Genomic DNA, 22,901 nt, shown 5'->3' with positions numbered 1-22,901 from the left:
CGTCACGCAAACGCCCGGAAAGTCCGGATCGTTTCCTCCGCCTCGCCGATCGCCTCCGGCGTGCCGACGGTCAGCCAATGGCCGTCGAGCATCGTGCCGTAAAGCCGGCCCTTGGCGATCGCCTTGTCGAAATAGATGTTGATGTTGAAGGCATCATTGGGCGCATCATCAAGAAGGGATGGGTTCATGACAAAGGCACCGGCATAGACGACGCCGTTGTGCTGGGCGTCGCGATAGCGTGTGAGGCGACCGTCGTCAGCTATGCTGAAGTCATTCTTGCCGTTATGCCCTGTGGTTCTTTCCAGCTCGACGCACAGCATAGCCATGTCCATACGCTTCTCGTCGTAGAATCCGGCTAATTGTTCGAGGTTCGTTGGGTGACCGGGCTTCTCACCGATCCAGAACAAGTCGGCATTCATGACGAAAACCCGATCGCGGTCTAGCAGCTTCAGTCCTTTGACGATGCCGCCGCCATTGTTCATCAGAGCTTCCCGCTCGTCGGATATCAGGATTTCAAGGCCGCGATAGCTGCGCAGATGCGCCTCCATCTGGTCCGCATGGTGATGGACGTTCACGACGGCTCGCTCCACGCCGGCTTCGGCCAGCGCATCCAGCGCATAATCGATCATCGGCTTACCCGCGATCTTTACCAGCGGCTTCGGAATGGTGTCGGTCACTGGCCGCATGCGGGTTCCAAGCCCCGCCGCCAATACTATGGCTTGTCTGATAGTCATCTCGTCTCGAATTTGTGATTCGCTCAGCTTTCTTCCTTTAGCACATCGGAGGAAAACCGTCGCCGCTCTCGGGCAGCTAGACGCCGCCTATGCCAGTCCTTGCACACCATTCGCGCAAGGGAACGAGCGTTTCGTGTTCGAAAGCGATGGCGAGATAGGCGAGCGTGCGCGGCATATGCTTCATGTAGCCGGGCTTGCTGTCGCGCTGCAGCAGCCGCACCCAGAGGCCGGCGAGCTTGCAATTGCGCTGCGCCGACATGATCGCCCAGCTCTTCAAAAACTTCGCTTCGTCGAAACCGCCTTGGGCATGCCGGAGCGATAGATAATCCGCCATCAACTGATCGTGCAGATCGCGTTCGATGGTAACGCGCGCATCCTGAACGATGGAGGCGAGGTCGTAGGCGGTCGGCCCGATCATCGCGTCCTGGAAATCGATGAGGCCGATTCGCTGGATGTCTTTTTCCTTGGCTCGCCAGATGATGTTCGGCGAGTGGAAATCGCGCAGCAGCAGGTTCTTTTCCGTATCGTCCAGTTCATCGATCAGGCCGTTCCAGATCGCCAGGTAGTCCGCCCGTTCCTCATCGCTCGCCGGCGCGCCGCGTTTCCAGGGCAGATGCCAGTCGATGAGCAGCCGCGCTTCCATCGTCATGGCCGTCCGGTCGAAATCCGGAATATGATGGACATGATCCGGCGTGACCGGGATATCCTGCGGGATATCAAGGCTATGCAGATGCGCCAGGCAGGCGACGCTTGCCCGATAGCGTTCGGCAATCGGCTTGCCTTCTGCGTTAAGCACGCCATCGGTGCCGAGATCCTCGATCAACAGAATGCCCTGGTCGTAGTCGGCCGCGAAGATCTCCGGCGCTGCAAAGCCGTTTTCGCGCAGCACATTGGCGATCGCCACGAACGGATAGGCGTCCCAGGCGAGATGCGCGACCTTCGGATAGGACTTTCCGGCAAGCACGGGCGGTCCCTCTGGCAGTCGCGGCCAATCCATCAGGATCACGCGCTTGCCGCCGCCATGCGGATGGATGGACTCATAGGCGCGCAGCGAAGCGTCGCCCGTCAGGAAACGGCGCTCGGCGCCGGCATAGCCATGTGCATCGAGGAAAGCGCGGATCGCCAGAACGCGCTGGATGCGGGCGAATTGCTTGGCCGGCGCCGTGATCGTCGCTCGACGGCCTTCGCCCTCATGTTCGAGTCTGAGATCGATACGTTCTTTCGGCAGTTCGCCTTCGGCCATCTCCGGCCATTCCACCAGGCAGACGCCGGTCTGCAGCGCCTCGTCGAAGCCGAGTTCGTCGAGTTCGCTCGGGTCGCCTAAGCGATAGAGATCGAAATGCGAGACCGGGATGCGCAGCTCGTAGGATTGCACGAGCGTGAAGGTCGGGCTTGGCACGTCCAGCTCGGCATCGTCAGCCATGGCGCGCAGGAGGGCACGCGCCAGCGACGATTTGCCGGCGCCGAGATCACCCGACAGCGCCAGGCAATCGCCGGCCTTGAGCGCCAGCGCCAGATCCTCGCCCAAGCGAGTGGTTGCCGCGTCGTCTGCCAGGAAAAGGGAGATGCTGGTGTTCGCTGCTGTCATTCTGCTGCGACGGAGTGCGGCAATTCGGCGGAGGGAATCCGGCAGGTGACCGTGGTTCCCTTGCCCGGCTGGCTTTCGATCGAGACCTGGCCGTCATGCAGGCTGACGAAGCTTTCGACGATGGAGAGACCGAGGCCGGCGCCACTGCGCTTGCCGCCCTTGCCGCTGGAGGCAAAGCGGTTGAACACCGTGCGCATGATCTCTTCCGGAATGCCCGGACCCTTATCGGCGACCGAGAAGACGAAATCCGTGCCTTCGCGCGCGCATCTGAGCTCGATCGTCGAGCCTTCCGGCGCGAAATTGGCGGCATTGGTCAGCAGCTTGAGCAATATCTGCTTCAGCCGCTGCTGATCCGCCACAACGGAACCGAGGTGGGCGGGCACGGTGATTTCCAGCGTGACGCCGCTTTCCTGCAGCCGATCGGCGATCTGCATCGATACTTCGTCGAGCAGGTCGTCCAATCCAATCTCGGAATAGTTCAGCCGCATGATGCCGGCATCGACGGTCGCAAGATCGAGAATGTCGTTGACCAGCGTCAGCAGCACCGAGGACGAGGTGGAGATATGATCGATATACTCCGCCTGCCGGTCGTTCAGCGACCCGATGCCCGGCGTCTTCAACAGATCGGTAAAGCCGATGATGTTGGTCAGCGGCGAGCGCAGCTCGTAGGAAACATGCTGGACGAAATCGTTCTTCAGCTCGTCGGCCTTCAGCAGCGCCTCGTTCTTTTCCGTCAGTGCCCGCTCTGCCCGTACGCTGTCCGTCTTGTTGACGAAGGTCAGCATGGTCTGGGCGTTCGGCAGCGGAATGACCGCATAGTCGAGGACGAGGTTGGAATAGAGCTCCAGCGTGCCTTGCGACGACGGGCGTTCGTCGTCGAAGCTGGTGATTTGCTCCGCAAAGCGCTTCCAGCCGTCCGGCCGGTCGTAGGAGGGCGCGCAGGCCTCGGCCAGCGCCTGGATATGCGTGTCCGGCTTGGCCTGGGCCTCGGTGATGTTCCACAAGATGCGGAATGCCGGATTGGAGAGGCGGATGCGGCCATCGGGACCAAAGACGGCAACGCCTTCGGAGAGATGGTCGATGGTCTCGCCCTGCACCTTGACCAGCGTGTTGTAGCGCGTTTCGAGATCGACCTGTTCGGTCAGGTTCTCGAACACCCATGTAGCGCCGCCTTGGGGATGGGCGGTGGCGAAAACCCTGAGGATCTGACCATTCGGCAGGTGCCAGAGGTCGGATTGCGTGTCGAGCGCGCGATAGACGGACAAGACGCCGTCTTTCCAAGTCTTCCAGTTCAGCTGCTCGGGCAGCTTCTTGGCACCGCGCAGCCGATCCAACAGCTCGCTATTATCAGGCTTCTTCTCGAGGAAGGCGATGTCGAGTTCCCAGAGCTGGACGAAGGCCTGATTGTAGAATTGCAGCCGCCGGTCGCCATCGAAAATCGCGACCGGTGTCGCCAGGTGATCAAGCGTCTCGGCATGGCTCTTCAACGTGCGCTCCAGCTCGGCGCGGACCGCTTCCGCTTCAGAGACGTCGATAGCGATGCCTGCCGAACCGTCCGATGATTTGACGTCGATGACATCGAAGAAGGTGCGATTGCCATGGACGACGGTGGAAATCTTGTCGTGAAAGGGCGATTCCGGCGTGGTGGAGGCGCGGATGCGTTCGCGTGCGACGGTCGTCAGGAACTCACGGCCTTCGCGGATGGCTTCATCCGGCGACACGGCCTCGACTGCCTCGCCATAGGCTTGGTTGACCCAGGTCAGCTTGCCCTCGGTATCGCGCCGCCAGACGGGCAGGTCGATGGCATCGAGCAGGTTCTGGAACGCGGAGATCGAGGTCATCAGCCGGTCGCGCTCGATCTTCAGCTCGGCCAGTTCGGCGCGTAGATTGTTGAGTGCGATGAAGCGGACGAAGGCGCGGCCGCCGGATATGCGGCCCTGCGCTTCCAGGATCTCGTCACGGTTCGTCTCGACCACCATATCGAAGCTTTGGCCGCTGCCGCGCAGCTTATCGATCGCCTTGTCCAGCTCTCCGGCGGACCAGGATTTCAGCCAGCGGCCGAAAGCGAGGAATTCGTTGTCTTGCGGCGCACCGGTCTCGACGGGAAGCTGGCCAAGCAGCTCCGGCCGTGCGTTCTGCCCGTCCCAGATGACGATCCGGCGGTTCTTGTCGGCGATCAGCGCCTGATACTGCGAAATGCGCTGGTTAGCGTCCGAAAGCGCCGTGCGGATTTCGCGGCTCTCGCTTTCCATGTTGCCGCGCTGGCGGATCATCCATACCGTCGACAGGAGCGCCGCTGAAATCACGCCAAAGATGACGGAAAAAATGACCATTTCCGAGGAGGTAAAGAGACGGACTGCAGCCGGCGTGCCAGCGCTTGTCTGTGCCAGCACAGGACCCGCCAGGCCGCTGACGATGCCGCCGAAAACGCTGAAACGCAGCAGGCGGGCCAATGAGGCCAACCGGCCTGCATTCGTCCGCCGCTTTGCCCGCGGTAAAAGCATATATGCGCCGCCCTGCTGCCGCCGCGCGATCGCCGCTAGGGGTATCGCTGGCTCAGGCAGGTTGTCTTTCCCTTCAGACATAAGCGGTCTGTCTCCGTCCTTCAGAGCATGATGCCGAAAATGTAAGCGGTTTTCGGACGACATCATGCTCTACTTATTTGATTGTAGAGCGGATTCAGATTTTAGGTCGTGTCGACCTAAAATCATCCGACTCTGCTGTGCCGCATCTCGACAAGACATCCCATTTTCATGGCTCCGGGCATGCCCGGTTCGTCACGAATCAAGTCTAAAAACAATACTGCCTAAGGGAATCGTCGGGAAGGGAGCCGGCCAAAAAATAAGCCCCGGCATTTGTCAATGCCGGGGCCACAAGATATTGTGGATATCGATCGTAAGATCAGTATCTGTAGTGGTCAGACTTGAACGGGCCCTGCGGAGTGACGCCTATATAGGCAGCCTGTTCTCCAGAAAGCTCCGTCAATTTCACGCCAAGCTTGCTGAGGTGCAGGCGAGCAACCTTCTCGTCGAGGTGCTTCGGCAGCACGTAGACCTGGTTCTGGTACTGGCCGGGCTTAGTGAAGAGCTCGATCTGTGCCAGCGTCTGGTTGGTGAAAGAAGCCGACATGACGAAGGACGGATGGCCGGTGGCGTTGCCGAGGTTCAGCAGGCGACCTTCCGACAGCAGGATGATGCGGTTGCCCTTGGCGAACTCGATCATGTCGACCTGCGGCTTGATGTTCGTCCACTTGAGGTTACGCAGCGCCGCAACCTGGATCTCGTTGTCGAAGTGGCCGATGTTGCCGACGATAGCCATGTCCTTCATCGCGCGCATATGGTCGATGCGGATGACGTCCTTGTTGCCGGTGGTGGTGATGAAGATGTCGGCCGAGGAGACGACGTCTTCGAGCTGAACCACTTCATAGCCGTCCATGGCAGCCTGCAGAGCGCAGATCGGGTCGACTTCCGTGACCTTGACGCGCGCGCCAGCGCCCGAAAGCGAAGCAGCCGAACCCTTGCCGACGTCGCCATAGCCGCAGACGACGGCGACCTTGCCGGCCATCATCACGTCGGTAGCGCGGCGGATGCCGTCGACCAGCGATTCCTTGCAGCCGTACTTGTTGTCGAACTTCGACTTGGTGACGCTGTCGTTGACGTTGATCGCCGGGAAGGGCAGCAGGCCCTTCTGGCTGAGCTGGTACAGGCGGTTAACGCCGGTGGTCGTTTCTTCGGTGACGCCCTTGATGGCTTCGCGCTGCTTGGTGAACCAGCCCGGCGATGCCTGGAGGCGCTTCTTGATCTGCGCGAAAAGGATTTCCTCTTCTTCCGAATGCGGATTGGAGAGCACGTCCTCACCGGCTTCGGCGCGGGCGCCGAGCAGGATGTACATGGTGGCGTCGCCGCCATCGTCGAGGATCATGTTGGAAACGCCGCCATCGGTCCACTGGAAGATCTTGTCGGTGTAGGTCCAGTAGTCTTCGAGGCTTTCGCCCTTGATGGCGAAGACCGGAACGCCGGAGGCGGCGATTGCAGCAGCGGCATGGTCCTGGGTCGAGAAGATGTTGCAGGATGCCCAACGGACTTCTGCGCCGAGTGCGACCAGCGTTTCGATGAGAACGGCGGTCTGGATCGTCATGTGCAGCGAGCCGGTGATGCGCGCGCCCTTCAGCGGCTGTGCTTCGCCGAACTCGGCGCGGCAGGCCATCAGGCCCGGCATTTCGGTTTCAGCGATCGTGATTTCCTTGCGGCCGAAGTCGGCAAGACCGATATCCGCGACGATGTAGTCCTTTTCAGTGCTCATGAAGATCTCCAGCCTGAACGATGCAAACGGACCACAGGCGAACGCCTCGGCCGAATGCAACAAGAATTGCACGCTGACAGCGTGTGGGATGATGCCCTGTAGCAGGCTTCAAGCTGGAAATCAATGTTGATATAAAGAAGTCTTTATGTCTTTATATCCATCGATTTTTAGCGCTGCTGTCTCGGCCGTAAAATATCCAGGCCGTGCCAACCTGTCCGATTGGAGCGCAAGATTCGGATTGCGCAGTCGGCTGTAGCGAGCAAACTCGGCTTTTTCACAGCCGAGGGAACTGCCATGCTCACGCTTCATGATTACCTGCCATCGCAGAACGGCTGGAAAGCCAGGGTTCTGCTCGGGCTACTCGAAATCCCCTATACCAGCCATCTCGTGTCGATTTTCGAAGGCGAGAGCCATACCGACGCTTTCCTGGATCTCAATCCCGCGGGCGCGGTTCCCGTCCTCGAGCTGGAGGATGGACGGGCGATCGCGGAATCGAATGCGATCCTCACCTATCTTGCCGAGGGCACGCCCTTTCTGCCCGCAGACCGCTACCAGCGCGCCAAGGTCATGCAGTGGTTGTTCTTCGAGCAATACCATATCGAGCCGGTCATCGGCTCACTGCGCTTCTGGACGCTGACCGGGCGGATCGAGCGCAATCAGGGCATGGTTTCGGGGAAGCGCGAAGCTGCAGTCCGCGCTCTCACGGCAATGGAACGCAGCCTTGCCGGTCTTTCGTTTCTTGTCGGGAATGATCTTTCGATCGCGGATATCGCGGTCTATGCTTACAGCCACCGAGCCGCGGATTGCGGCTTTCCTCTGACGGATTATCCGGCGATCGCCGCCTGGGCTGGTCGTGTCCGAGATGCCATTGGTCCCGGCTACCCCGTGCACCCATACAGCATCGATCCGCATTCCGGCGCTTGAAGCCGCGGGGAGCGGGGAGGAGATTACATCTCTTCGCCGAACTTGTCGGCGACCAGACGATCCAGCGCATCGAGTGCCTCGGCGGCCTGGATGCCGCTGGCGGTGACGAGCACGCTGCAGCCGGGGCTTGCGGCAAGCATCATCAGGCCCATGATCGAGTTGCCGCCCACCGTGGTTCCGTCCCTCGAGACGGTGATGGTGGCGTCATAGGCTTCGACGGTCTGTACGAATTTGGCGGAAGCGCGGGCATGCAGGCCGCGTTTGTTGATGATCAGAAGTTCCCGGGAAAGTTCCGTCATAGGCGGGATGTTTGTCTCGTCATTTGCCGCTGAGTACACGGCTGGCCACGTTTATATATTTGCGTCCGGCCTCGGAAGCTTCAACCAGAGCCTTCTCCATGTTGTTGTCGCCCCGAACGCCCGCGAGCTTTATTAACATCGGCAGATTGACGCCGGCAATAACCTCTGTGTGGCCGCTATTCATGACCGAGATCGCGAGATTGGAAGGAGTGCCGCCGAACATATCGGTAAGAATGATGACCCCGTGCCCATCGTCGGCGCCGGCAACCGCCTGCAGGATGTCCTGCCGCCGCTTGTCCATGTCGTCTTCGGGACCAATGCATACCGTCTCTATGAACTTCTGCGGACCAACGACATGCTCTACCGCATGCCGAAACTCTTCAGCCAGCTTGCCATGAGTGACAAGCACAAGTCCGATCATGATATTACTGCTCCCATCGCACACAAACAGGTGGCACTTACCGCAATGCAGCAATGTCGTCCACCAGTGGGGGGACATCTTGGCTATGAAAAGACGAAGTGCAAGCTTAAAATATGATATTTGGGCGGCTGCGGGGGCCTAAATGGCCGATTAACCCAAACTGATGATGGTTTTCGCCATAATCACGGCGAGCGGATTCGCCGATGCTGCGGACAGGCGGATCAGCGGCAGGCGAATGGATTCTGTGACATCGGCCTTTTCGTCCTCTGGGGGAAGCCGCTCGGCCGTCGCCGGATCGACCGGGCGTATGGCGTAATGCATTTCAGCCTCGGAAACATGGGGAAGCCGAACGATGCCGGTATAGCGGATCTCCATCAGGCCGGCGATAGAAGGCGGGCATTCGGCGATGACGGCACCATCACGCTGGGTGATGAAAACCCGATCATCGGCGACCAATGCGGCGGGGAACCCAAGCGGCTTGGCAGCCGCAAGGCAGGCAAAGGCAAGCGAGGACTTGCCGCTGCCAGATGGCCCCAGAAACAGCAGGCCGGTCTTGCCGACGACAATCGCTGTCCCGTGGACATTGGTCGCTTTGCTGCTCATGCCGGTGTTTCGGCCGGCAACGACAAGATGAAGCGGGCGCCGAGCAGCGCCGCGCCATCACCATCGACAATGTTTTCAGCACGCAGGGATCCGCCATGCGCCTCGGCGATCTGCCGGCTGATCGACAGGCCCAAACCGGAATTCTGCCCGAAACCTTCCGCTTCCGGCCGGTCGGTATAGAAGCGCTCGAAAATGCGGTCGATATTTTCCGCCTGGATGCCAGGCCCGTTATCCTCGACATATATGACGCAACGCGTTCTCGTGCGCGTCAGCCTTACCGTGATTTTTCCGGTGTCCTTCGCGACGAAGGAGCGAGCATTTTCAATGAGGTTGGTGACGATCTGGCCGATACGCAGGTCGTGGCCGTCAATGGTGAACTTGGTTTTCGCACCCGGCTTGCGGTCGACGATATAGTCTATCTCGACCGCCTTCTTCGAATGCCCGACCTGTCGGGAAATATCGATCATGTCGCGCAGCAGCACTTCCAGATCGAGCGATCTCGCATCGGAGCGGGCAAGTTCGGCATCGAGGCGGGACGCATCGGAAATATCGCTGATCAGCCGGTCGAGGCGGCGCACGTCGTGCTGGATGACATCCATCAGCCGTTTCTTGGATTCGTCGCTCTTGGCAAGCGGCAACGTCTCGACGGCGCTGCGCAACGATGTCAGCGGGTTCTTAAGCTCGTGGCTGACATCGGCGGCGAAACTTTCGATCGCGTCGATACGGTCATAGAGCGCTGACGTCATGTCGCGCAGCGCGATCGACAGGTTGCCGATTTCGTCCTGGCGGGCGGAGAAATCGGGAATTTCCTCACGCTCCTTCGCCCCACCGCGGCGCACACGAATGGCGGCCGCCGAAAGCCGGCGCAGCGGATTGGCGATGGTCGAAGACAAAAGCAGCGACAGAACGACGTTGACCAGGGTTGCGACGCCGAAGACGCGCATGATCGCCAGGCGTTCGGCATGGACGATCTTGTCGATATCGCCGGCCTGCGTCGACAACAGCAACACGCCGAGCACGGCGCGGAAGCGCTGGATGGGCACAGCGACCGAGACGATCAGCTCGCCTTTTTCTGTGGTGCGCACCACGGCGCCGCGCACGCCGGTCAGCGCATTCATCACTTCCGGATAGATCGAACCGTCACCGCCGGGCGCTTCCTTGTAAACCGGCAGGTTGCCCGGCTGCAGCATCTTGTTGAGCAGGCCGCTGAACCAGTCCGACCAGCTCTGCGCCGCGTCGTCCACTGGCGGCAGATCGTAGCGCAGCACTTGACCGCGCGAATAGAGATGGCGGCTGTCGAGCAGCAAATTAGCGTCGGCGTCGAAGATGCGGGCGCGGGTGCGCGTCGGCGAAATCAGTCGCGTCAGCACCGGTGCCACCTTCTCCGGATCGATCGGGAATTCCAGGTCCTCATCGTTCGGGACGGGCGTGATGCTCTGCCCCGCCTGGAGTTCCAATAGCTTCTGCGGATCGATGGTGATGGAGTTGGTATCGACCGAAGCCGATGCCGAGACGGCGCCGGCGATGATTTCGCCCTGCGTCAGCAGGCTCTCGACGCGGGCGTCGATCAGGCCCTCGCGGAACTGATTGAGATAGAGGATGCCGCCGACGAGAACGACGAGGGCGGCGAGGTTGAAGAACAGGATGCGCCGCGTCAGGCTCGAGAAGACGGCATTGCCGAAGATGCGGCGGATCAGCGTGAAAGGGTGAGTCCACCGACGGCGGGCGATTCTGACGTCGCTCGGGCTTTCCGTGTCGTCGATATCCCTATCTTGCACCAGTTGTGCCAAGCCAGCGGCCCTTTCGAAGAACAGGATCGGCGATCCTGTCCGCATGCTCTTATTCCATTGTCCGCCGCACGGTCCAGTGAGCTATCCGAGCATGATGCCGAAAAGTCTAAGCGGTTTTCGGACGACATCACGCTCTATTCTTTGGTTCCAGAGCAGATTCAGATTTCAGGTCGATTCGACCTAAAATCATCCGGCTCTAGGCCGCTTCGCGGAAGCGGTAGCCGACTCCATACAGCGTTTCGATCATATCAAAATCGAGATCGACCATCTTGAATTTCTTGCGAAGCCGCTTGATGTGGCTATCGATGGTGCGGTCGTCGACATAGACCTGCTCGTCATAGGCGGCGTCCATCAAGGCATCGCGGCTTTTCACGACGCCAGGGCGCTGCGCCAGGGAATGCAGGATGAGGAACTCCGTGACGGTCAGCGTCACCGGTTCGCCCTTCCAGGTGCAAGTATGGCGTTCCTGGTCCATGACAAGCTGTCCACGCTCCAGCGAGCGGGCCTGCTGTGCGGCGCCCGGCTTCGCGGCAGTGCCGCTATTGGCCGCGTTCGCGGCTTCACGGGCGGAGGCGCGGCGGAGTACCGCCTTGACGCGCTCGACCAGCAGACGCTGCGAGAACGGCTTGGTGATGAAGTCGTCGGCGCCCATCTTCAGGCCGAAGAGCTCATCGATCTCTTCATCCTTCGAGGTCAGGAAGATCACCGGCAGATCGGACTTCTGCCGCAGGCGGCGCAAAAGCTCCATGCCATCCATGCGCGGCATCTTGATATCGAAGATCGCCAGTTGCGGCGGCCGGGCAAGCAAACCGTCGAGCGCCGAAGCGCCGTCCGTATAGGTCTCTACCTTATATCCCTCGGCCTCCAAGGCAATCGACACGGAAGTCAGGATATTGCGGTCGTCATCAACGAGCGCGATTGTCAACATGGTGTTCGTCTCCGTCATCAGTGCGCGTCTCTCCCGGATTTGGAATCCAGCCCAGGTGGCTTGCCAGCTCGTTGGCGGTAACCTGGCGCGCTTATGGGGATAAAGGTGGAACAAATTGTGGCAAAGATAAAGAGGCGGATTGCCGGACTCACAAACAGTTAACCAAGGGTTGTGTGACGAAACGTCTCGGCGACACCCATTCAAACGATTTAAAAATATCAAAAATTATTTAAATCGATTAAATACATGATATCATTCGATTTTTTTCGCTGTACTCTCTTGTGCTTTTAAAAAGACACCTCTACGCTTTATTTAGTTTTAACGGCTGAGGCCACGTAGAGGAATAGAACGATGGAGCAATTCGGCGTCCGTAATCCCGTAACCGAACTCGAATCGATCGGCCTGGGAGCCGCCGCCAGTGTTCGTTATAACCTTCTGGAGTCTCATCTTTACGAGGAAGCGATTCGTCGGCGGGAAGCCGATTTGACTGCTCATGGCGTGCTGAGAGCATTGACCGGACAACACACCGGCCGTTCGCCGAAGGACAAGTTCGTCGTCCGCAATGCGACCACCGAAGATCAGATCTGGTGGGACAACAATAAGCCGATGTCGCCGGAACATTTCGCGCTGCTGCATAAGGACATGCTGGCGCATGTACACGGCAAGGATCTGTTTGTTCAGGATCTCATCGGCGGCGCCGATCTGGATTACGCCCTGCCGACGCGCGTCGTCACCGAATTCGCCTGGCACTCGCTGTTCATCCGCAACCTACTCATTCGTCCGGAACGGTCGGCGCTGGAAAGCTTCATACCGAAGCTGACGATCATCGATCTGCCGAGCTTCCGTGCCGATCCGGAGCGCCATGGCTGCCGCACGGAAACGGTGATCGCCTGCGATCTCGTCAACGGCATCGTCCTGATCGGTGGCACCTCCTATGCCGGTGAAATGAAGAAATCGGTCTTCACCGTCCTGAATTACCTCTTGCCGGAACGCGGCGTCATGCCGATGCACTGCTCGGCCAATGTCGGCCCGGACGGCGATGCGGCGATCTTCTTCGGCCTGTCGGGCACCGGCAAGACGACGCTCTCGGCGGACCCGACGCGCACGCTGATCGGCGACGATGAGCATGGCTGGGGCGAAAACGGCATCTTCAATTTCGAAGGCGGCTGCTACGCCAAGACCATTCGCCTGTCGGCCGAAGCCGAGCCGGAAATCTACGCCACGACCCGCCGCTTCGGCACCGTGCTCGAAAATGTCGTGCTTGATGAACATGGCGTCCCGGATCTCGACGACGGTTCGCTGACGGAGAACACCCGTAGCGCCTATCCGCTACATTTCATCCCGAATGCTTCGGAGTCCGGCATGACCGGCCATCCGGAAACGATCATCATGTTGACGGCCGATGCTTTCGGCGTCATGCCGCCGATCGCCAAGCTGACGCCAGAACAGGCGATGTACCACTTCCTTTCCGGCTACACCGCCAAGGTCGCCGGCACGGAAAAGGGTGTCGTCGAGCCGGAGGCCACGTTCTCGACCTGTTTCGGCGCCCCCTTCATGCCGCGTCATCCGGCCGAATACGGCAATCTGCTCAAGGATCTGATCGCCCGCCACGGCGCGCGCTGCTGGCTCGTCAACACCGGCTGGACCGGTGGTGCCTACGGCACGGGCCGACGCATGCCGATCAAGGCGACGCGCGCCCTGCTGGCCGCCGCTTTGAAGGGTGATCTCGACAATGTCGAGTTCCGCATCGACCCGAATTTCGGTTTTGCGGTTCCGGTCGCCGTCGAAGGCGTCGACAGCGCTATCCTCGATCCGCGCTCCACCTGGGCCGACGGTCAGGCCTATGACGCCCAGGCGGCCAAGCTGGTGCAGATGTTCGTCTCCAACTTCGCCAAGTTCGAAAGCCATGTCGACGGCAACGTCCGCGATGCGGCCCCGGGCCTGCGTGTAGCCGCGGAATAATCCGCCGCCTGGAGGCAATGACTCACGTGAAACCCCGGCGGTCTATCTGCCGGGGTTTCATTTTGCCGTCGGCCTGTTTTCAACTGCGCGCCAATATGGGATAGACGCGCATGGCCAGCGACGCGCTTTATATCAACGACCGGATCACCATTGCCGGGTGGGAACTGACGGAACAATTCGTTCTGGCGGGCGGTCCTGGCGGGCAGAATGTCAACAAGGTCGCGACCGCCGTTCAGTTGTTCTTCAATATTCCGAATTCGCCGTCACTGAATGACCGCGTCAAGGCCAACGCCGTCCGGTTGGCCGGCCGGCGCGTCTCTAAGGACGGTGTATTGATGATCGAGGCCAGCCGCTTCCGCAGCCAGGACCGCAATCGCGAGGATGCGCGCGAGCGGCTGAAAGAGCTGATTCTCGAAGCCGCCGCCCCGCCGCCGCCACCACGCAAGAAGACCAAGCCGACCAAAGGCTCGATCGAACGGCGCCTGAAGGAAAAATCGGGCCGCTCAGAGGTCAAGAAGATGCGAGGCAAGCCCGGCGGCGAATAGGTTTCGGGCTGCCGTTTTGGTTTGATTGGGTAAAATGAGGCTTGTCAGGGGAGTCCGGCGTTGCCGTAGCTCTGTGCCTGGCCCCTCATCCTAACCTTCTCCCCGCATTGCGGGGAGAAGGGACGACAGTGTGAAACAGCGAAGCTCCCCACTCGTGACGGGTTCGGATTCGGTACGGTAAGCTCCCTCGCCCCGTAAGGCGGGGAGAGGGGCCATGCACAAGGCGCGGCGATGGTACATTCACCTGACTAGCACCACCGCAGGAAACAAAAATGCTCCTACCCAACGGAATTCGTCATCTCCCCGGCTATCTCGACCGCCCCACCCAGGAAGCGTTGGTCGAGACCATCCGCGCTGTCGTGGCGGAGGCGCCGCTCTACACACCCGCCATGCCCGGCACCGGCAAGGAAATGTCCGTGCGCATGACCAATTGCGGGCCGCTTGGCTGGGTGACGGATAAGCAGCGCGGCTATCGTTACCAGCAGACCCACCCGGTGACCGGCAGGCCCTGGCCGGCCATACCGCCGCAACTGTTCGACCTTTGGAGCAATATAGCTGGCTATGAAAAGCCGCCGGAAGCGTGTCTGGTCAATTTCTACGATGACGATGCCCGCATGGGCCTGCATCAGGATCGCGACGAACAGGATCTGGCGGCACCCGTGCTCTCGATCTCGCTCGGCAATACCTGCCTCTTCCGCGTCGGCGGCCTCAGCCGCAATGATCGTACGCTATCTTTCAAGCTTTCCAGCGGCGATATCGTCGTTCTCGGTGGGGAAGGCAGGCTTTGCTTCCACGGCGTCGACCGCATCTATCCGGCAACGTCGACATTGCTGAAGAATGGCGGACGGATAAACCTGACCTTGAGGCGGGTGAATCCGTAACTTCTAAAGCTTCCTCAACGCCACCTGTTCGATCAGATGGTTCTTGCCCTTCTGAAGGATGAGGTCGGCGCGAGGGCGGGTCGGCAGGATGTTTTGGCGCAGGTTTTTCAGGTTGATGTTCTTCCACAGCCCTTCGGCGGTCGCGATTGCCTCTTCCTCGGTGATCGAGGCGTAGCGATGGAAGAAGGAGTTGGGGTCGCGGAAGGCGGTTTCGCGCAGGTTCATGAAGCGGGCGACATACCAGTTGTGGATCAGATGCTCATCGGCATCGATATAGATCGAGAAATCGAAGAAATCCGACACCATCGGCACGATCTTGCCGTCCGCCGGCAGGTGCCGCGATTGCAGCACGTTGATGCCTTCGAAGATCAGGATATCCGGCCGGTCGACGGTCTTATATTCGTCCGGCAGCACGTCGTAGACGAGGTGCGAATAGCAGGGCGCCTTGACATCCGGCTGTCCGGCCTTGATCGCCGAAAGGAAGCGCAGGAGGGCGGCGGTATCGTAGCTTTCCGGAAAGCCCTTGCGCTGCATCAGGTTGCGGCGCTGCAATTCGGCATTCGGAAACAGGAAGCCGTCGGTGGTGATCAGATCCACTTTCGGGCTCGACGGCCAGCGGCGCAGCAATTCCTTCAGGATCCGGGCCGTGGTGGATTTGCCGACGGCGACGGAGCCGGCGATGCCGATGACAAAGGGCGTCTTGGCAACATCCGAGAGACTGAGGAACCGATTGCGCTGTTCGAACAGGATCTGCGAGGATTCCACATGCGAGGACAGCAGGCGCGATAGCGAGAGGTAGATGCGCCGGACTTCATCGAGATCGATCGGGTCGCCCATGGAGCGGAGCCGCGTCACCTCGTCGGCGGTCAACGTCAGCGGTGTATCGGCCCTGAATTTCGACCACTCGTCCGAAGAAAAGAAATAGTAGGGCGAATAGGCTTTCGCCTCAAATATATCGAGCGTCTCGTGCGGAGGCAGGGTGTGGGTCGCTATCGTCATCGCATTCTACCGGCTGGCCTTCTCCTGAAGGCCGGATTGAGCGGTGCGCCTTTCGAGCTCACCCATGACATTCTGCAACGGAATGCCTGCTATCTTCAATACGACCATAAGGTGATAAAGCAAATCGGCCGCCTCATAGGTGAGGTTGTCGCGATCGCCGGTCACCGCCGCCATGACGGCCTCGATTGCTTCTTCACCCAGCTTCTTTGCCGCTTTCGGCTGACCGGCGGCGAAAAGCTTCGCCGTCCAGGATTCCTCCGGCGACGCCTTGGAGCGCTCGGCGACGATTTTTTCGAGGTCGGAAAGGGTAAATCCGCTCATCCGTTCCATCCCTTCCTAATCGAGCCGCATGGCGATGCCATGCTGAGACATATAGTGTTTCGCTTCGCCGACCGAATAGGTGCCGAAGTGGAAAATCGAGGCGGCGAGCACGGCCGTCGCATGGCCTTCCTTGATGCCGGCAACGAGATCGTCGAGATCGCCGACGCCGCCCGAAGCGATGACAGGAACGCGCACGGCATCCGCGATCGCCCGCGTCAGCTCTAGGTCGTAACCGACTTTAGTGCCGTCGCGGTCCATGGAGGTGACGAGCAGTTCGCCGGCGCCGCGCTCGACCATCCTGCGGGCAAAATCGACGGCGTCGATACCGGTCGCGTTGCGGCCGCCATGTGTATAGATCTCCCAGGCGCTCATATTGTCGCCGCCGAGCGCCTCGGTGCGCCGCCGTTTGGCGTCGATCGAGACGACGATGCATTGATTGCCGAACTTGTCGGCGGCTTCAGCAACGAAATCCGGATTATTGACGGCGGCCGAGTTGATCGAGACCTTGTCAGCGCCGCAAAGCAGCAGCTTGCGGATATCGGCGATGGTGCGGACGCCGCCGCCGACCGTCACCGGCATGAAGCATTGTTCGGCGGTGCGCGCCACCACGTCGAAAATGGTTTCGCGATTGTCGGAAGAGGCGGTGATGTCGAGAAAGCAAAGTTCGTCGGCACCAGCGGCGTCGTAAGCCTTGGCTGCTTCGACGGGATCGCCGGCATCGACGAGATTGAGGAAATTGACGCCCTTGACGACGCGGCCGTCCTTGACGTCAAGGCAGGGGATGACGCGGGCTTTCAGGGTCATTGCGCTGCCTCCTTGGCCTGCTTGATCAGGGCCAGTGCTTCCCTCGGGTCGATCCGGCCATCATAAAGCGCGCGGCCGGAAATCGCACCTTCCAGTTTACGGGCGTCCGGTTCGAGCATGCGACGGATATCGTCCAGCGAAGCAAGGCCGCCGGAGGCGATGACGGGGATGGAAACAGCCTCGGCGAGGTCCAGTGTCGAGGCCCAGTTGATGCCGGTCAGAATGCCGTCGCGGTCGATGTCGGTGTAGATGATCGCCGCGACGCCGGCGCCTTCGAATTTCTTCGCCAATTCGATGATGCCGAGTTCGGAGGCTTCCGCCCAGCCCTCGACCGCCACCTTGCCGCCCTTGGCGTCGATGCCAACGGCGACGCGGCCCGGAAACTTTTTGCAAGCCTCGATCACCAGCGCCGGATCGCGCACGGCGACCGTGCCGAGGATGACGCGAGCAAGCCCGCGCGACAGCCAGTTCTCGATATGGTCGAGCGTGCGGATGCCGCCGCCGAGCTGCACCGGGTTCTTCGTCGCCTTGAGGATGGCGTCGACGGCCGCACCATTGACGGTCTCGCCGGCAAAGGCGCCGTTGAGGTCGACGACATGCAGCCACTCGAAGCCCTGATCCTCGAATGCCTTGGCTTGCGCGGCCGGATTGGGGTTGTAGACGGTCGCCTGTTGCATATCGCCGAGCTTGAGGCGCACGCACTGGCCGTCCTTGAGGTCGATGGCGGGGAAAAGGATCATGTTTTGGTCCTCAAAGCGCGAAGCGTCAGGGCTTCCAGCGCAGGAAATTGGCAATCAGGGCGAGGCCGAGCTTCTGGCTCTTTTCCGGATGGAACTGCGAGCCGGCCATGTTGTCGCGGCCGACGAAGGCGGTCATCGCACCGCCATAGCTGGTCGTGGCGATGACGTCGTCAGCATGATCGGCCGCCAGATGGTAGGAATGCACGAAATAGGCGTGCAGCCCGTCCGGTCCGGTCGGAATGCCGTCGAAGAGGGGATGCGGGTGCCGAAGATCCAGCGTGTTCCAACCGATCTGCGGGATTTTCAGCGTCGGATCATCCGGCGTCATCTCCTTGACGTCGCCCTTGATCCAGCCGAACCCCTGCGTGATCGTCTTTTCCAGCCCGCGCGACGACATGAGCTGCATGCCGACGCAGATGCCGAGGAAGGGGCGGCCCTTGTGTTCCACGACATCGATCACCGCATCGGCCATGCCGGAAACGGCGTCGAGCCCGCGGCGGCAGTCGGCATAGGCGCCGACGCCGGGAAGCACGATGCGATCGGCAGTGGCGACGCGCTCGGCATCGTCTGTCAGATCGATTTCGGTGTCGATACCGGCTTCGCGGGCCGCGCGTTCGAAGGCCTTGGTGGCCGAGCGCAGGTTGCCTGAGCCGTAGTCGATAATCGCGACGCGCATGGTCAGCGTCCTCCATCATAGCCGGGAAGACCGAAGCTCGGTCCGCCCTGGCTTGAGCCAGTATTCGGAGAGGAAGGAATATCCCAATTGTTCGAGCAAATATTCTCCTCGGCTTTCGGCTCGATTTCGGAGAAATGGATCTCCTCAGCCGTCGCCAGATTGGGAGCCGAAACCAGCCCTTCCGTTTTCCAGCCGCCCGCAATGAGGTTCCGGTAGGCGGCATGGCTGCCTTCGAGCGCAGCGAGGATGCGCAGGCCGAGTAGAATTGCGATGCCCGCGGCGAAAAATCCCGGCCGGCTGATCAATTCCCAGGCAATGCCCTCCAGCAGAAAGGCAGCGATCGCCAGCAGCCACAGCCGATGAAAAAGCATCCACAACGTCGGAAACAGAAACGCCGTCCAGGAAAAGCCGTCGCGGATGAAGCGCGTTCTCGCCTGGTTTTTGTCCGGTCCTCCGGGTGGCGTCAAAATCAAATAGCTTGCCATCTCTTCACTTTCCCCATGATGGGGCTCAGGCGAGGGTGCCCTTCGTCGAGGGCACGCGGCCTGCCTGCCGCGGATCAATCTCGGTTGCCGTGCGCAGCGCGCGGGCAACGGCCTTGAAGCATGTCTCGGCAATATGGTGATTGTTGGCGCCATAGTGGTTGAGGATATGCAGCGTGATGCCGGCATTCTGCGCGAGCGCCTGGAAGAATTCACGCACCAGTTCGGTATCGAATGCGCCGATCTTCGGGGTGCTGAAGGCGACGTTCCAGACGAGGAAGGGCCGGCCGGACAGATCGACGGCCGCCTTCGTCATTGTTTCGTCCATGGCGAGATCGATCGATGCATAGCGCGTAATGCCGCGCCGGTCGCCCAGCGCCTTGGCAATGGCCTGGCCGATGGCGATGCCGGTATCCTCGACCGCATGGTGGTCGTCGACATGCAGGTCACCCTTGGTGTCGATCTCCATGTCGATCAGCGAATGTCGCGAAAGCTGCTCCAGCATATGGTCGAAGAAACCGACGCCGGTCGAAATGGTCGACTTGCCGCTGCCGTCGATATTGACGGACACCGAGACCGAGGTCTCGTTGGTCTTGCGGGAAACGGTTGCCGTGCGGCTCGCTACGGTCTCTGCCATGGGCTGCTCCATCGGGATTGACGGCCGTTCCTTATCAGGCACATCCGCAAATATCCAGAAGTTAAGTCGGTATTGACTTATCTAGCCGGCTTACATGCATCATTCCGAAATAGCGGCCATTTGCAATCGCAAAAAGCCCTCTTACATAGGTGCTGACGGGGCTGAAACGCGGCCCGGCAGAAAGCCCGCCAAAATGGGGGCAAACAGGTGTTTAGATGACGACAATTGTGACTATTCGCAAGGGCGGCAAGGTAGTGATGGCCGGCGATGGCCAGGTGAGCCTTGGCCAGACCGTGATGAAGGGCAATGCCCGCAAGGTTCGCCGCATCGGCAAGGGTGATGTGATCGCCGGTTTCGCCGGCGCGACCGCCGATGCCTTTACGCTCCTCGAGCGGCTTGAAAAGAAGCTCGAACAATATCCCGGCCAGCTGATGCGCGCCGCCGTCGAACTCGCCAAGGACTGGCGCACGGACAAATATCTGCGCAATCTCGAAGCGATGATGCTGGTCGCCGACAAGCAAGTGACGCTCGCCGTCACCGGCAACGGCGATGTGCTCGAGCCGGAACACGGCGCCATGGCAATCGGCTCCGGTGGCAATTTTGCGCTCGCCGCCGCCCGCGCTCTGATGGATACGGACAAATCGGCCGAGGACGTCGCCCGCCGCGCGCTCGACATCGCCGCCGACATCTGCGTCTATACCAATCACAACGTGGTGGTCGAAACGCTCGACTCCGAGTCCTAATTCCTCTCTTGATTGTTCCTAGCCCTGACGGGAAGCACACGAAATGACCACTTTTTCCCCCCGCGAGATCGTTTCCGAACTCGACCGCTATATTGTCGGCCAGCATGAGGCCAAACGCGCCGTGGCGATTGCGCTGCGCAACCGCTGGCGCCGCCAGCAGCTCGAGCCCGATCTGCGCGACGAAGTCATGCCCAAGAACATCCTGATGATCGGCCCGACGGGCGTCGGCAAGACGGAAATCTCCCGCCGCCTCGCCAAGCTCGCCGGTGCCCCTTTCATCAAGGTGGAAGCGACGAAATTCACCGAGGTTGGCTATGTCGGCCGCGACGTTGAACAGATCGTTCGCGATCTTGTCGAAGTCGGCATCGGCCTGGCGCGCGAAAAGAAGCGCGCTGAAGTTCAGGCGAAGGCACATATGAGCGCGGAAGAGCGGGTGCTCGACGCCCTGGTCGGCGCAACCGCCTCGCCGGCAACGCGCGACAGCTTCCGCAAGAAGCTGCGCGAGGGCCAACTGGACGACAAGGAAATCGATATCGAAGTCGCCGACAGTGGCTCCGGCATGCCCGGCTTCGAAATTCCCGGCATGCCCGGCGCCAATATCGGCGTACTCAACCTGTCCGAAATGTTCGGAAAGGCCATGGGCGGCCGCACCAAGAAGGTGCGTACCACGGTGAAGGATTCCTACAAGGAGCTGATCCGCGATGAATCCGACAAGCTGATCGACAATGAGGCGATCCAGCGCGAAGCGGTGCAATCTGCCGAGAATGACGGCATCGTCTTCCTGGATGAGATCGACAAGATCGCCGCCCGCGATGGCGGGATGGGCGCCGGCGTTTCGCGCGAAGGCGTGCAGCGCGACCTGCTGCCGCTGGTCGAAGGCACCACGGTTGCGACCAAATACGGTCCGGTGAAGACCGATCACATCCTCTTCATCGCCTCTGGCGCCTTCCATGTGTCGAAGCCTTCGGATCTCCTGCCGGAATTGCAGGGTCGTCTGCCGATCCGTGTCGAACTGAAGCCGCTTAGCAAGGAAGATTTCCGCCGCATCCTGACGGAGCCGGAAGCCAGCCTCATCCGCCAGTACAAGGCGTTGATGGAGACGGAAAACCTGAAGCTCGACTTCACGGACGATGCGATCGACGCTTTGGCCGATGTCGCCGTGCACCTCAACTCCACCGTCGAGAATATCGGCGCCCGTCGCCTGCAGACGGTGATGGAGCGGGTGTTGGACGATATCTCCTACAATGCTTCGGATCGCGCTGGCGTGTCGGTGACCATCGATGCCGACTATGTGCGTGAACATGTTGGCGATCTCGCCACCAATACCGACCTGTCGCGCTTCATTCTCTAAGGGAGTTCGAGAGCATCCCGCTTTCCGGTGGAATACCCGAAGAGCGGATAAGATGCTCCAGTAGTTGCGTCTTGACATATTAATCACTCGACAGCGGGCCGTTAACTTTTTAGTTAGGGGCCCGTTTCTTTGTGTGCGATGGCTTTATTCGGCCAAGATTGTCCGTCAGGCAGCCGCATGGAAACATCGGATGAAACTTCGATAGGGCAGCCATCGTGCGACGCATTCTGATCACCCTTCTTCTGGCGGTTGTCAGCCTCTCCTGGATTCCGGCCTATGCGGACGCCGCGGCCATGGTGCCGCCGGGCAACCGCAACGCCGAGCAGCCCCCGATCCCCGGTGCCTCCGTGCGCCGCACCAAGGGCACGAATTCCACGTTCGAGCGCAAATACCAGAAGGTTCACGAACTGCTGGCGACCGATGCCCGGCTGATGTCGAAGATCAAGTCGACGGCGCGCGCCTACGGCATCGATCCGATCCACATCATCGGCGCGCTGGTCGGCGAACATACCTATAATGTCGACGCCTACGACGGCCTGCAGTCCTACTACGTCAAAGCCGCCTCCTATGCCGGCCAGAGCTTCCGCTTCGCCTATGACGGCGAAGACGTCGACGATTTCGTCGCCCGCCCGCAATTCGACGCCTGCAAGGCCAAAAGGGACTCCTATGGCCTCTGGACCTGCCGCGAAGATGTCTGGGAAAGCGATTTCCGGGGCAAGAAGGTCGGTGGCAAATCCTTCCCGGACAATCGTTTCAGCGCCGTATTCTTCCAGCCCTTTTATGCCGGCCAGACCTTCGGCCTCGGTCAGGTCAATCCGCTGACGGCGCTGGAGCTTTCCGATCTCGTTAGCAGCACGTCCGGCATTCCGAAGCTGGATGAAAAGGACGCGGGCAGCGTCTACAAGGCCATCATGGACCCGGATTTGTCGCTGGCCTTCGTTGCCGCCTCGATCCGCAAGTCGATCGATGACTACCGTTCGATCGCCGGCATGGATATCTCGGGTAATCCGGGCGTCACGGCGACGCTCTATAATGTCGGCAATTCCCGCCAGCGGGCTGCAGCACTTGCCGCCAAGAACAAGGGCGCGGCGCAGCCGGTTTGGCCGGAGGAAAATTACTATGGCTGGCTTATCAATGATAAGCTGGACGATCTGAAGTCGCTGCTCTAAAC

23 protein-coding genes are annotated in these 22,901 nt (G+C 60.4%); 7 read left to right on the top strand and 16 right to left on the bottom strand.

The window, feature by feature from the left end; genetic code table 11:
* Nucleotides 1-2: 2 nt before the first annotated feature.
* The 4 genes from GGD50_RS26775 to ahcY form a co-directional block, all read right to left on the bottom strand.
* Nucleotides 3-734 (bottom strand): nucleotidyltransferase family protein, encoded by a 732-nt coding sequence (locus GGD50_RS26775; RefSeq protein ID WP_107106400.1) that lies wholly within the window; start codon nucleotides 732-734, stop codon nucleotides 3-5.
* 76 nt (nucleotides 735-810) lie between these two features.
* Nucleotides 811-2,322 carry a tRNA (adenosine(37)-N6)-threonylcarbamoyltransferase complex ATPase subunit type 1 TsaE gene (gene tsaE, locus GGD50_RS26770; protein ID WP_107106401.1) on the bottom strand — a complete coding sequence of 504 codons (1,512 nt, stop codon included), beginning with the start codon at nucleotides 2,320-2,322 and terminating at the stop codon, nucleotides 811-813.
* A complete protein-coding gene (locus tag GGD50_RS26765) occupies nucleotides 2,319-4,907 on the bottom strand; it encodes a PAS domain-containing sensor histidine kinase (RefSeq protein WP_107106402.1) in 2,589 nt (862 codons plus the stop codon). Before GGD50_RS26765 ends, tsaE begins: the two co-directional genes overlap by 4 nt.
* A gap of 316 nt (nucleotides 4,908-5,223) precedes the next feature.
* Nucleotides 5,224-6,624 carry an adenosylhomocysteinase gene (gene ahcY / locus GGD50_RS26760; RefSeq protein WP_107106403.1) on the bottom strand — a complete coding sequence of 467 codons (1,401 nt, stop codon included), beginning with the start codon at nucleotides 6,622-6,624 and terminating at the stop codon, nucleotides 5,224-5,226.
* Nucleotides 6,625-6,918: 294 nt separating this feature from the next.
* On the opposite strand from ahcY, the gene GGD50_RS26755 reads away from it, so the two are divergent.
* The gene (locus GGD50_RS26755) at nucleotides 6,919-7,548 is read left to right on the top strand and encodes a glutathione S-transferase family protein (RefSeq protein ID WP_107106404.1); all 630 of its coding nucleotides are present in this window, start codon (nucleotides 6,919-6,921) and stop codon (nucleotides 7,546-7,548) included.
* Nucleotides 7,549-7,571: 23 nt separating this feature from the next.
* Here the strand turns inward: GGD50_RS26755 and GGD50_RS26750 are convergent, their stop codons facing one another.
* From GGD50_RS26750 to GGD50_RS26730, 5 genes are all read right to left on the bottom strand, one after another.
* Nucleotides 7,572-7,847: an HPr family phosphocarrier protein gene (locus tag GGD50_RS26750; RefSeq protein ID WP_028753828.1), complete on the bottom strand. Its 276-nt coding sequence runs from the start codon at nucleotides 7,845-7,847 to the stop codon at nucleotides 7,572-7,574.
* 19 nt (nucleotides 7,848-7,866) lie between these two features.
* A complete protein-coding gene (locus GGD50_RS26745) occupies nucleotides 7,867-8,268 on the bottom strand; it encodes a PTS sugar transporter subunit IIA (RefSeq protein ID WP_004127534.1) in 402 nt (133 codons plus the stop codon).
* A gap of 150 nt (nucleotides 8,269-8,418) precedes the next feature.
* Nucleotides 8,419-8,871, bottom strand: coding sequence for an HPr kinase/phosphorylase (locus GGD50_RS26740; RefSeq protein WP_107106405.1), 453 nt, complete (start codon nucleotides 8,869-8,871; stop codon nucleotides 8,419-8,421).
* Nucleotides 8,868-10,661 carry a sensor histidine kinase gene (locus tag GGD50_RS26735; RefSeq protein ID WP_181315981.1) on the bottom strand — a complete coding sequence of 598 codons (1,794 nt, stop codon included), beginning with the start codon at nucleotides 10,659-10,661 and terminating at the stop codon, nucleotides 8,868-8,870. The genes GGD50_RS26740 and GGD50_RS26735 overlap by 4 nt, the downstream gene beginning before the upstream one ends.
* A gap of 196 nt (nucleotides 10,662-10,857) precedes the next feature.
* On the bottom strand, nucleotides 10,858-11,589 hold the full coding sequence (locus GGD50_RS26730; RefSeq protein ID WP_210203675.1) for a response regulator transcription factor: 732 nt from the start codon (nucleotides 11,587-11,589) through the stop codon (nucleotides 10,858-10,860).
* A 351-nt stretch (nucleotides 11,590-11,940) separates the two neighbouring features.
* Between GGD50_RS26730 and GGD50_RS26725 the strand changes: the two genes are divergently transcribed.
* From GGD50_RS26725 to GGD50_RS26715, 3 genes are all read left to right on the top strand, one after another.
* Nucleotides 11,941-13,551, top strand: coding sequence for a phosphoenolpyruvate carboxykinase (locus tag GGD50_RS26725; RefSeq protein WP_107106408.1), 1,611 nt, complete (start codon nucleotides 11,941-11,943; stop codon nucleotides 13,549-13,551).
* Nucleotides 13,552-13,661: 110 nt separating this feature from the next.
* Nucleotides 13,662-14,096, top strand: a complete 435-nt coding sequence (arfB, locus tag GGD50_RS26720) for an alternative ribosome rescue aminoacyl-tRNA hydrolase ArfB (RefSeq protein WP_107106409.1) — start codon at nucleotides 13,662-13,664, stop codon at nucleotides 14,094-14,096.
* 272 nt (nucleotides 14,097-14,368) lie between these two features.
* Nucleotides 14,369-14,977 (top strand): alpha-ketoglutarate-dependent dioxygenase AlkB, encoded by a 609-nt coding sequence (locus GGD50_RS26715; protein WP_107106410.1) that lies wholly within the window; start codon nucleotides 14,369-14,371, stop codon nucleotides 14,975-14,977.
* A gap of 3 nt (nucleotides 14,978-14,980) precedes the next feature.
* Here the strand turns inward: GGD50_RS26715 and coaA are convergent, their stop codons facing one another.
* From coaA to hisB, 7 genes are read right to left on the bottom strand one after another with little or no spacing between them, the layout of a single operon-like run.
* Nucleotides 14,981-15,976 carry a type I pantothenate kinase gene (gene coaA, locus GGD50_RS26710; RefSeq protein WP_107106411.1) on the bottom strand — a complete coding sequence of 332 codons (996 nt, stop codon included), beginning with the start codon at nucleotides 15,974-15,976 and terminating at the stop codon, nucleotides 14,981-14,983.
* 6 nt (nucleotides 15,977-15,982) lie between these two features.
* Nucleotides 15,983-16,297: a phosphoribosyl-ATP diphosphatase gene (locus tag GGD50_RS26705; RefSeq protein WP_028753836.1), complete on the bottom strand. Its 315-nt coding sequence runs from the start codon at nucleotides 16,295-16,297 to the stop codon at nucleotides 15,983-15,985.
* A 15-nt stretch (nucleotides 16,298-16,312) separates the two neighbouring features.
* Nucleotides 16,313-17,101, bottom strand: a complete 789-nt coding sequence (gene hisF, locus GGD50_RS26700) for an imidazole glycerol phosphate synthase subunit HisF (protein ID WP_107106412.1) — start codon at nucleotides 17,099-17,101, stop codon at nucleotides 16,313-16,315.
* On the bottom strand, nucleotides 17,098-17,841 hold the full coding sequence (gene hisA / locus GGD50_RS26695) for a 1-(5-phosphoribosyl)-5-[(5-phosphoribosylamino)methylideneamino]imidazole-4-carboxamide isomerase (RefSeq protein WP_107106413.1): 744 nt from the start codon (nucleotides 17,839-17,841) through the stop codon (nucleotides 17,098-17,100). Before hisA ends, hisF begins: the two co-directional genes overlap by 4 nt.
* A 25-nt stretch (nucleotides 17,842-17,866) precedes the next feature.
* Nucleotides 17,867-18,517: an imidazole glycerol phosphate synthase subunit HisH gene (gene hisH, locus GGD50_RS26690; RefSeq protein WP_107106414.1), complete on the bottom strand. Its 651-nt coding sequence runs from the start codon at nucleotides 18,515-18,517 to the stop codon at nucleotides 17,867-17,869.
* Nucleotides 18,518-18,519: 2 nt separating this feature from the next.
* A complete protein-coding gene (locus GGD50_RS26685) occupies nucleotides 18,520-19,002 on the bottom strand; it encodes a DUF2628 domain-containing protein (RefSeq protein ID WP_107106415.1) in 483 nt (160 codons plus the stop codon).
* A 25-nt stretch (nucleotides 19,003-19,027) separates the two neighbouring features.
* On the bottom strand, nucleotides 19,028-19,636 hold the full coding sequence (hisB, locus tag GGD50_RS26680) for an imidazoleglycerol-phosphate dehydratase HisB (protein WP_107106609.1): 609 nt from the start codon (nucleotides 19,634-19,636) through the stop codon (nucleotides 19,028-19,030).
* A 215-nt stretch (nucleotides 19,637-19,851) separates the two neighbouring features.
* On the opposite strand from hisB, the gene hslV reads away from it, so the two are divergent.
* The 3 genes from hslV (at nucleotide 19,852) to GGD50_RS26665 (ending at nucleotide 22,899) form a co-directional block, all read left to right on the top strand.
* Nucleotides 19,852-20,379 carry an ATP-dependent protease subunit HslV gene (gene hslV / locus GGD50_RS26675; RefSeq protein ID WP_107106416.1) on the top strand — a complete coding sequence of 176 codons (528 nt, stop codon included), beginning with the start codon at nucleotides 19,852-19,854 and terminating at the stop codon, nucleotides 20,377-20,379.
* A 43-nt stretch (nucleotides 20,380-20,422) separates the two neighbouring features.
* Entirely contained in the window at nucleotides 20,423-21,730 is a 1,308-nt protein-coding gene (hslU, locus tag GGD50_RS26670) for an ATP-dependent protease ATPase subunit HslU (protein WP_107106417.1), read from the top strand.
* 215 nt (nucleotides 21,731-21,945) lie between these two features.
* The gene (locus GGD50_RS26665) at nucleotides 21,946-22,899 is read left to right on the top strand and encodes a DUF1402 family protein (protein WP_107106418.1); all 954 of its coding nucleotides are present in this window, start codon (nucleotides 21,946-21,948) and stop codon (nucleotides 22,897-22,899) included.
* Nucleotides 22,900-22,901: the final 2 nt, after the last annotated feature.

Origin of the sequence: Martinezella paranaensis, assembly GCF_014200235.1 — a bacterium.
GTDB classification, from domain to species: Bacteria; Pseudomonadota; Alphaproteobacteria; order Rhizobiales; family Rhizobiaceae; genus Rhizobium; species Rhizobium paranaense.
This window is presented reverse-complemented; position numbering and strand designations above follow the sequence as displayed.

Coding starts and splice junctions, on each gene's coding strand:
- hslU (WP_107106417.1), top strand. CDS start 20,423: ATGACCACTTTTTCCCCCCGCGAGATCGTTTCCGAACTCGACCGCTAT.
- GGD50_RS26705 (WP_028753836.1), bottom strand. CDS start 16,297: ATGAGCGGATTTACCCTTTCCGACCTCGAAAAAATCGTCGCCGAGCGC.
- ahcY (WP_107106403.1), bottom strand. CDS start 6,624: ATGAGCACTGAAAAGGACTACATCGTCGCGGATATCGGTCTTGCCGAC.
- arfB (WP_107106409.1), top strand. CDS start 13,662: ATGGCCAGCGACGCGCTTTATATCAACGACCGGATCACCATTGCCGGG.
- GGD50_RS26725 (WP_107106408.1), top strand. CDS start 11,941: ATGGAGCAATTCGGCGTCCGTAATCCCGTAACCGAACTCGAATCGATC.
- GGD50_RS26750 (WP_028753828.1), bottom strand. CDS start 7,847: ATGACGGAACTTTCCCGGGAACTTCTGATCATCAACAAACGCGGCCTG.
- tsaE (WP_107106401.1), bottom strand. CDS start 2,322: ATGACAGCAGCGAACACCAGCATCTCCCTTTTCCTGGCAGACGACGCG.
- hisF (WP_107106412.1), bottom strand. CDS start 17,101: ATGACCCTGAAAGCCCGCGTCATCCCCTGCCTTGACGTCAAGGACGGC.
- GGD50_RS26685 (WP_107106415.1), bottom strand. CDS start 19,002: ATGGCAAGCTATTTGATTTTGACGCCACCCGGAGGACCGGACAAAAAC.
- hisH (WP_107106414.1), bottom strand. CDS start 18,517: ATGCGCGTCGCGATTATCGACTACGGCTCAGGCAACCTGCGCTCGGCC.
- GGD50_RS26775 (WP_107106400.1), bottom strand. CDS start 734: ATGACTATCAGACAAGCCATAGTATTGGCGGCGGGGCTTGGAACCCGC.
- GGD50_RS26740 (WP_107106405.1), bottom strand. CDS start 8,871: ATGAGCAGCAAAGCGACCAATGTCCACGGGACAGCGATTGTCGTCGGC.
- coaA (WP_107106411.1), bottom strand. CDS start 15,976: ATGACGATAGCGACCCACACCCTGCCTCCGCACGAGACGCTCGATATA.
- GGD50_RS26745 (WP_004127534.1), bottom strand. CDS start 8,268: ATGATCGGACTTGTGCTTGTCACTCATGGCAAGCTGGCTGAAGAGTTT.
- GGD50_RS26730 (WP_210203675.1), bottom strand. CDS start 11,589: ATGTTGACAATCGCGCTCGTTGATGACGACCGCAATATCCTGACTTCC.
- hisA (WP_107106413.1), bottom strand. CDS start 17,841: ATGATCCTTTTCCCCGCCATCGACCTCAAGGACGGCCAGTGCGTGCGC.
- GGD50_RS26765 (WP_107106402.1), bottom strand. CDS start 4,907: ATGTCTGAAGGGAAAGACAACCTGCCTGAGCCAGCGATACCCCTAGCG.
- hslV (WP_107106416.1), top strand. CDS start 19,852: ATGACGACAATTGTGACTATTCGCAAGGGCGGCAAGGTAGTGATGGCC.
- GGD50_RS26755 (WP_107106404.1), top strand. CDS start 6,919: ATGCTCACGCTTCATGATTACCTGCCATCGCAGAACGGCTGGAAAGCC.
- GGD50_RS26715 (WP_107106410.1), top strand. CDS start 14,369: ATGCTCCTACCCAACGGAATTCGTCATCTCCCCGGCTATCTCGACCGC.
- hisB (WP_107106609.1), bottom strand. CDS start 19,636: ATGGCAGAGACCGTAGCGAGCCGCACGGCAACCGTTTCCCGCAAGACC.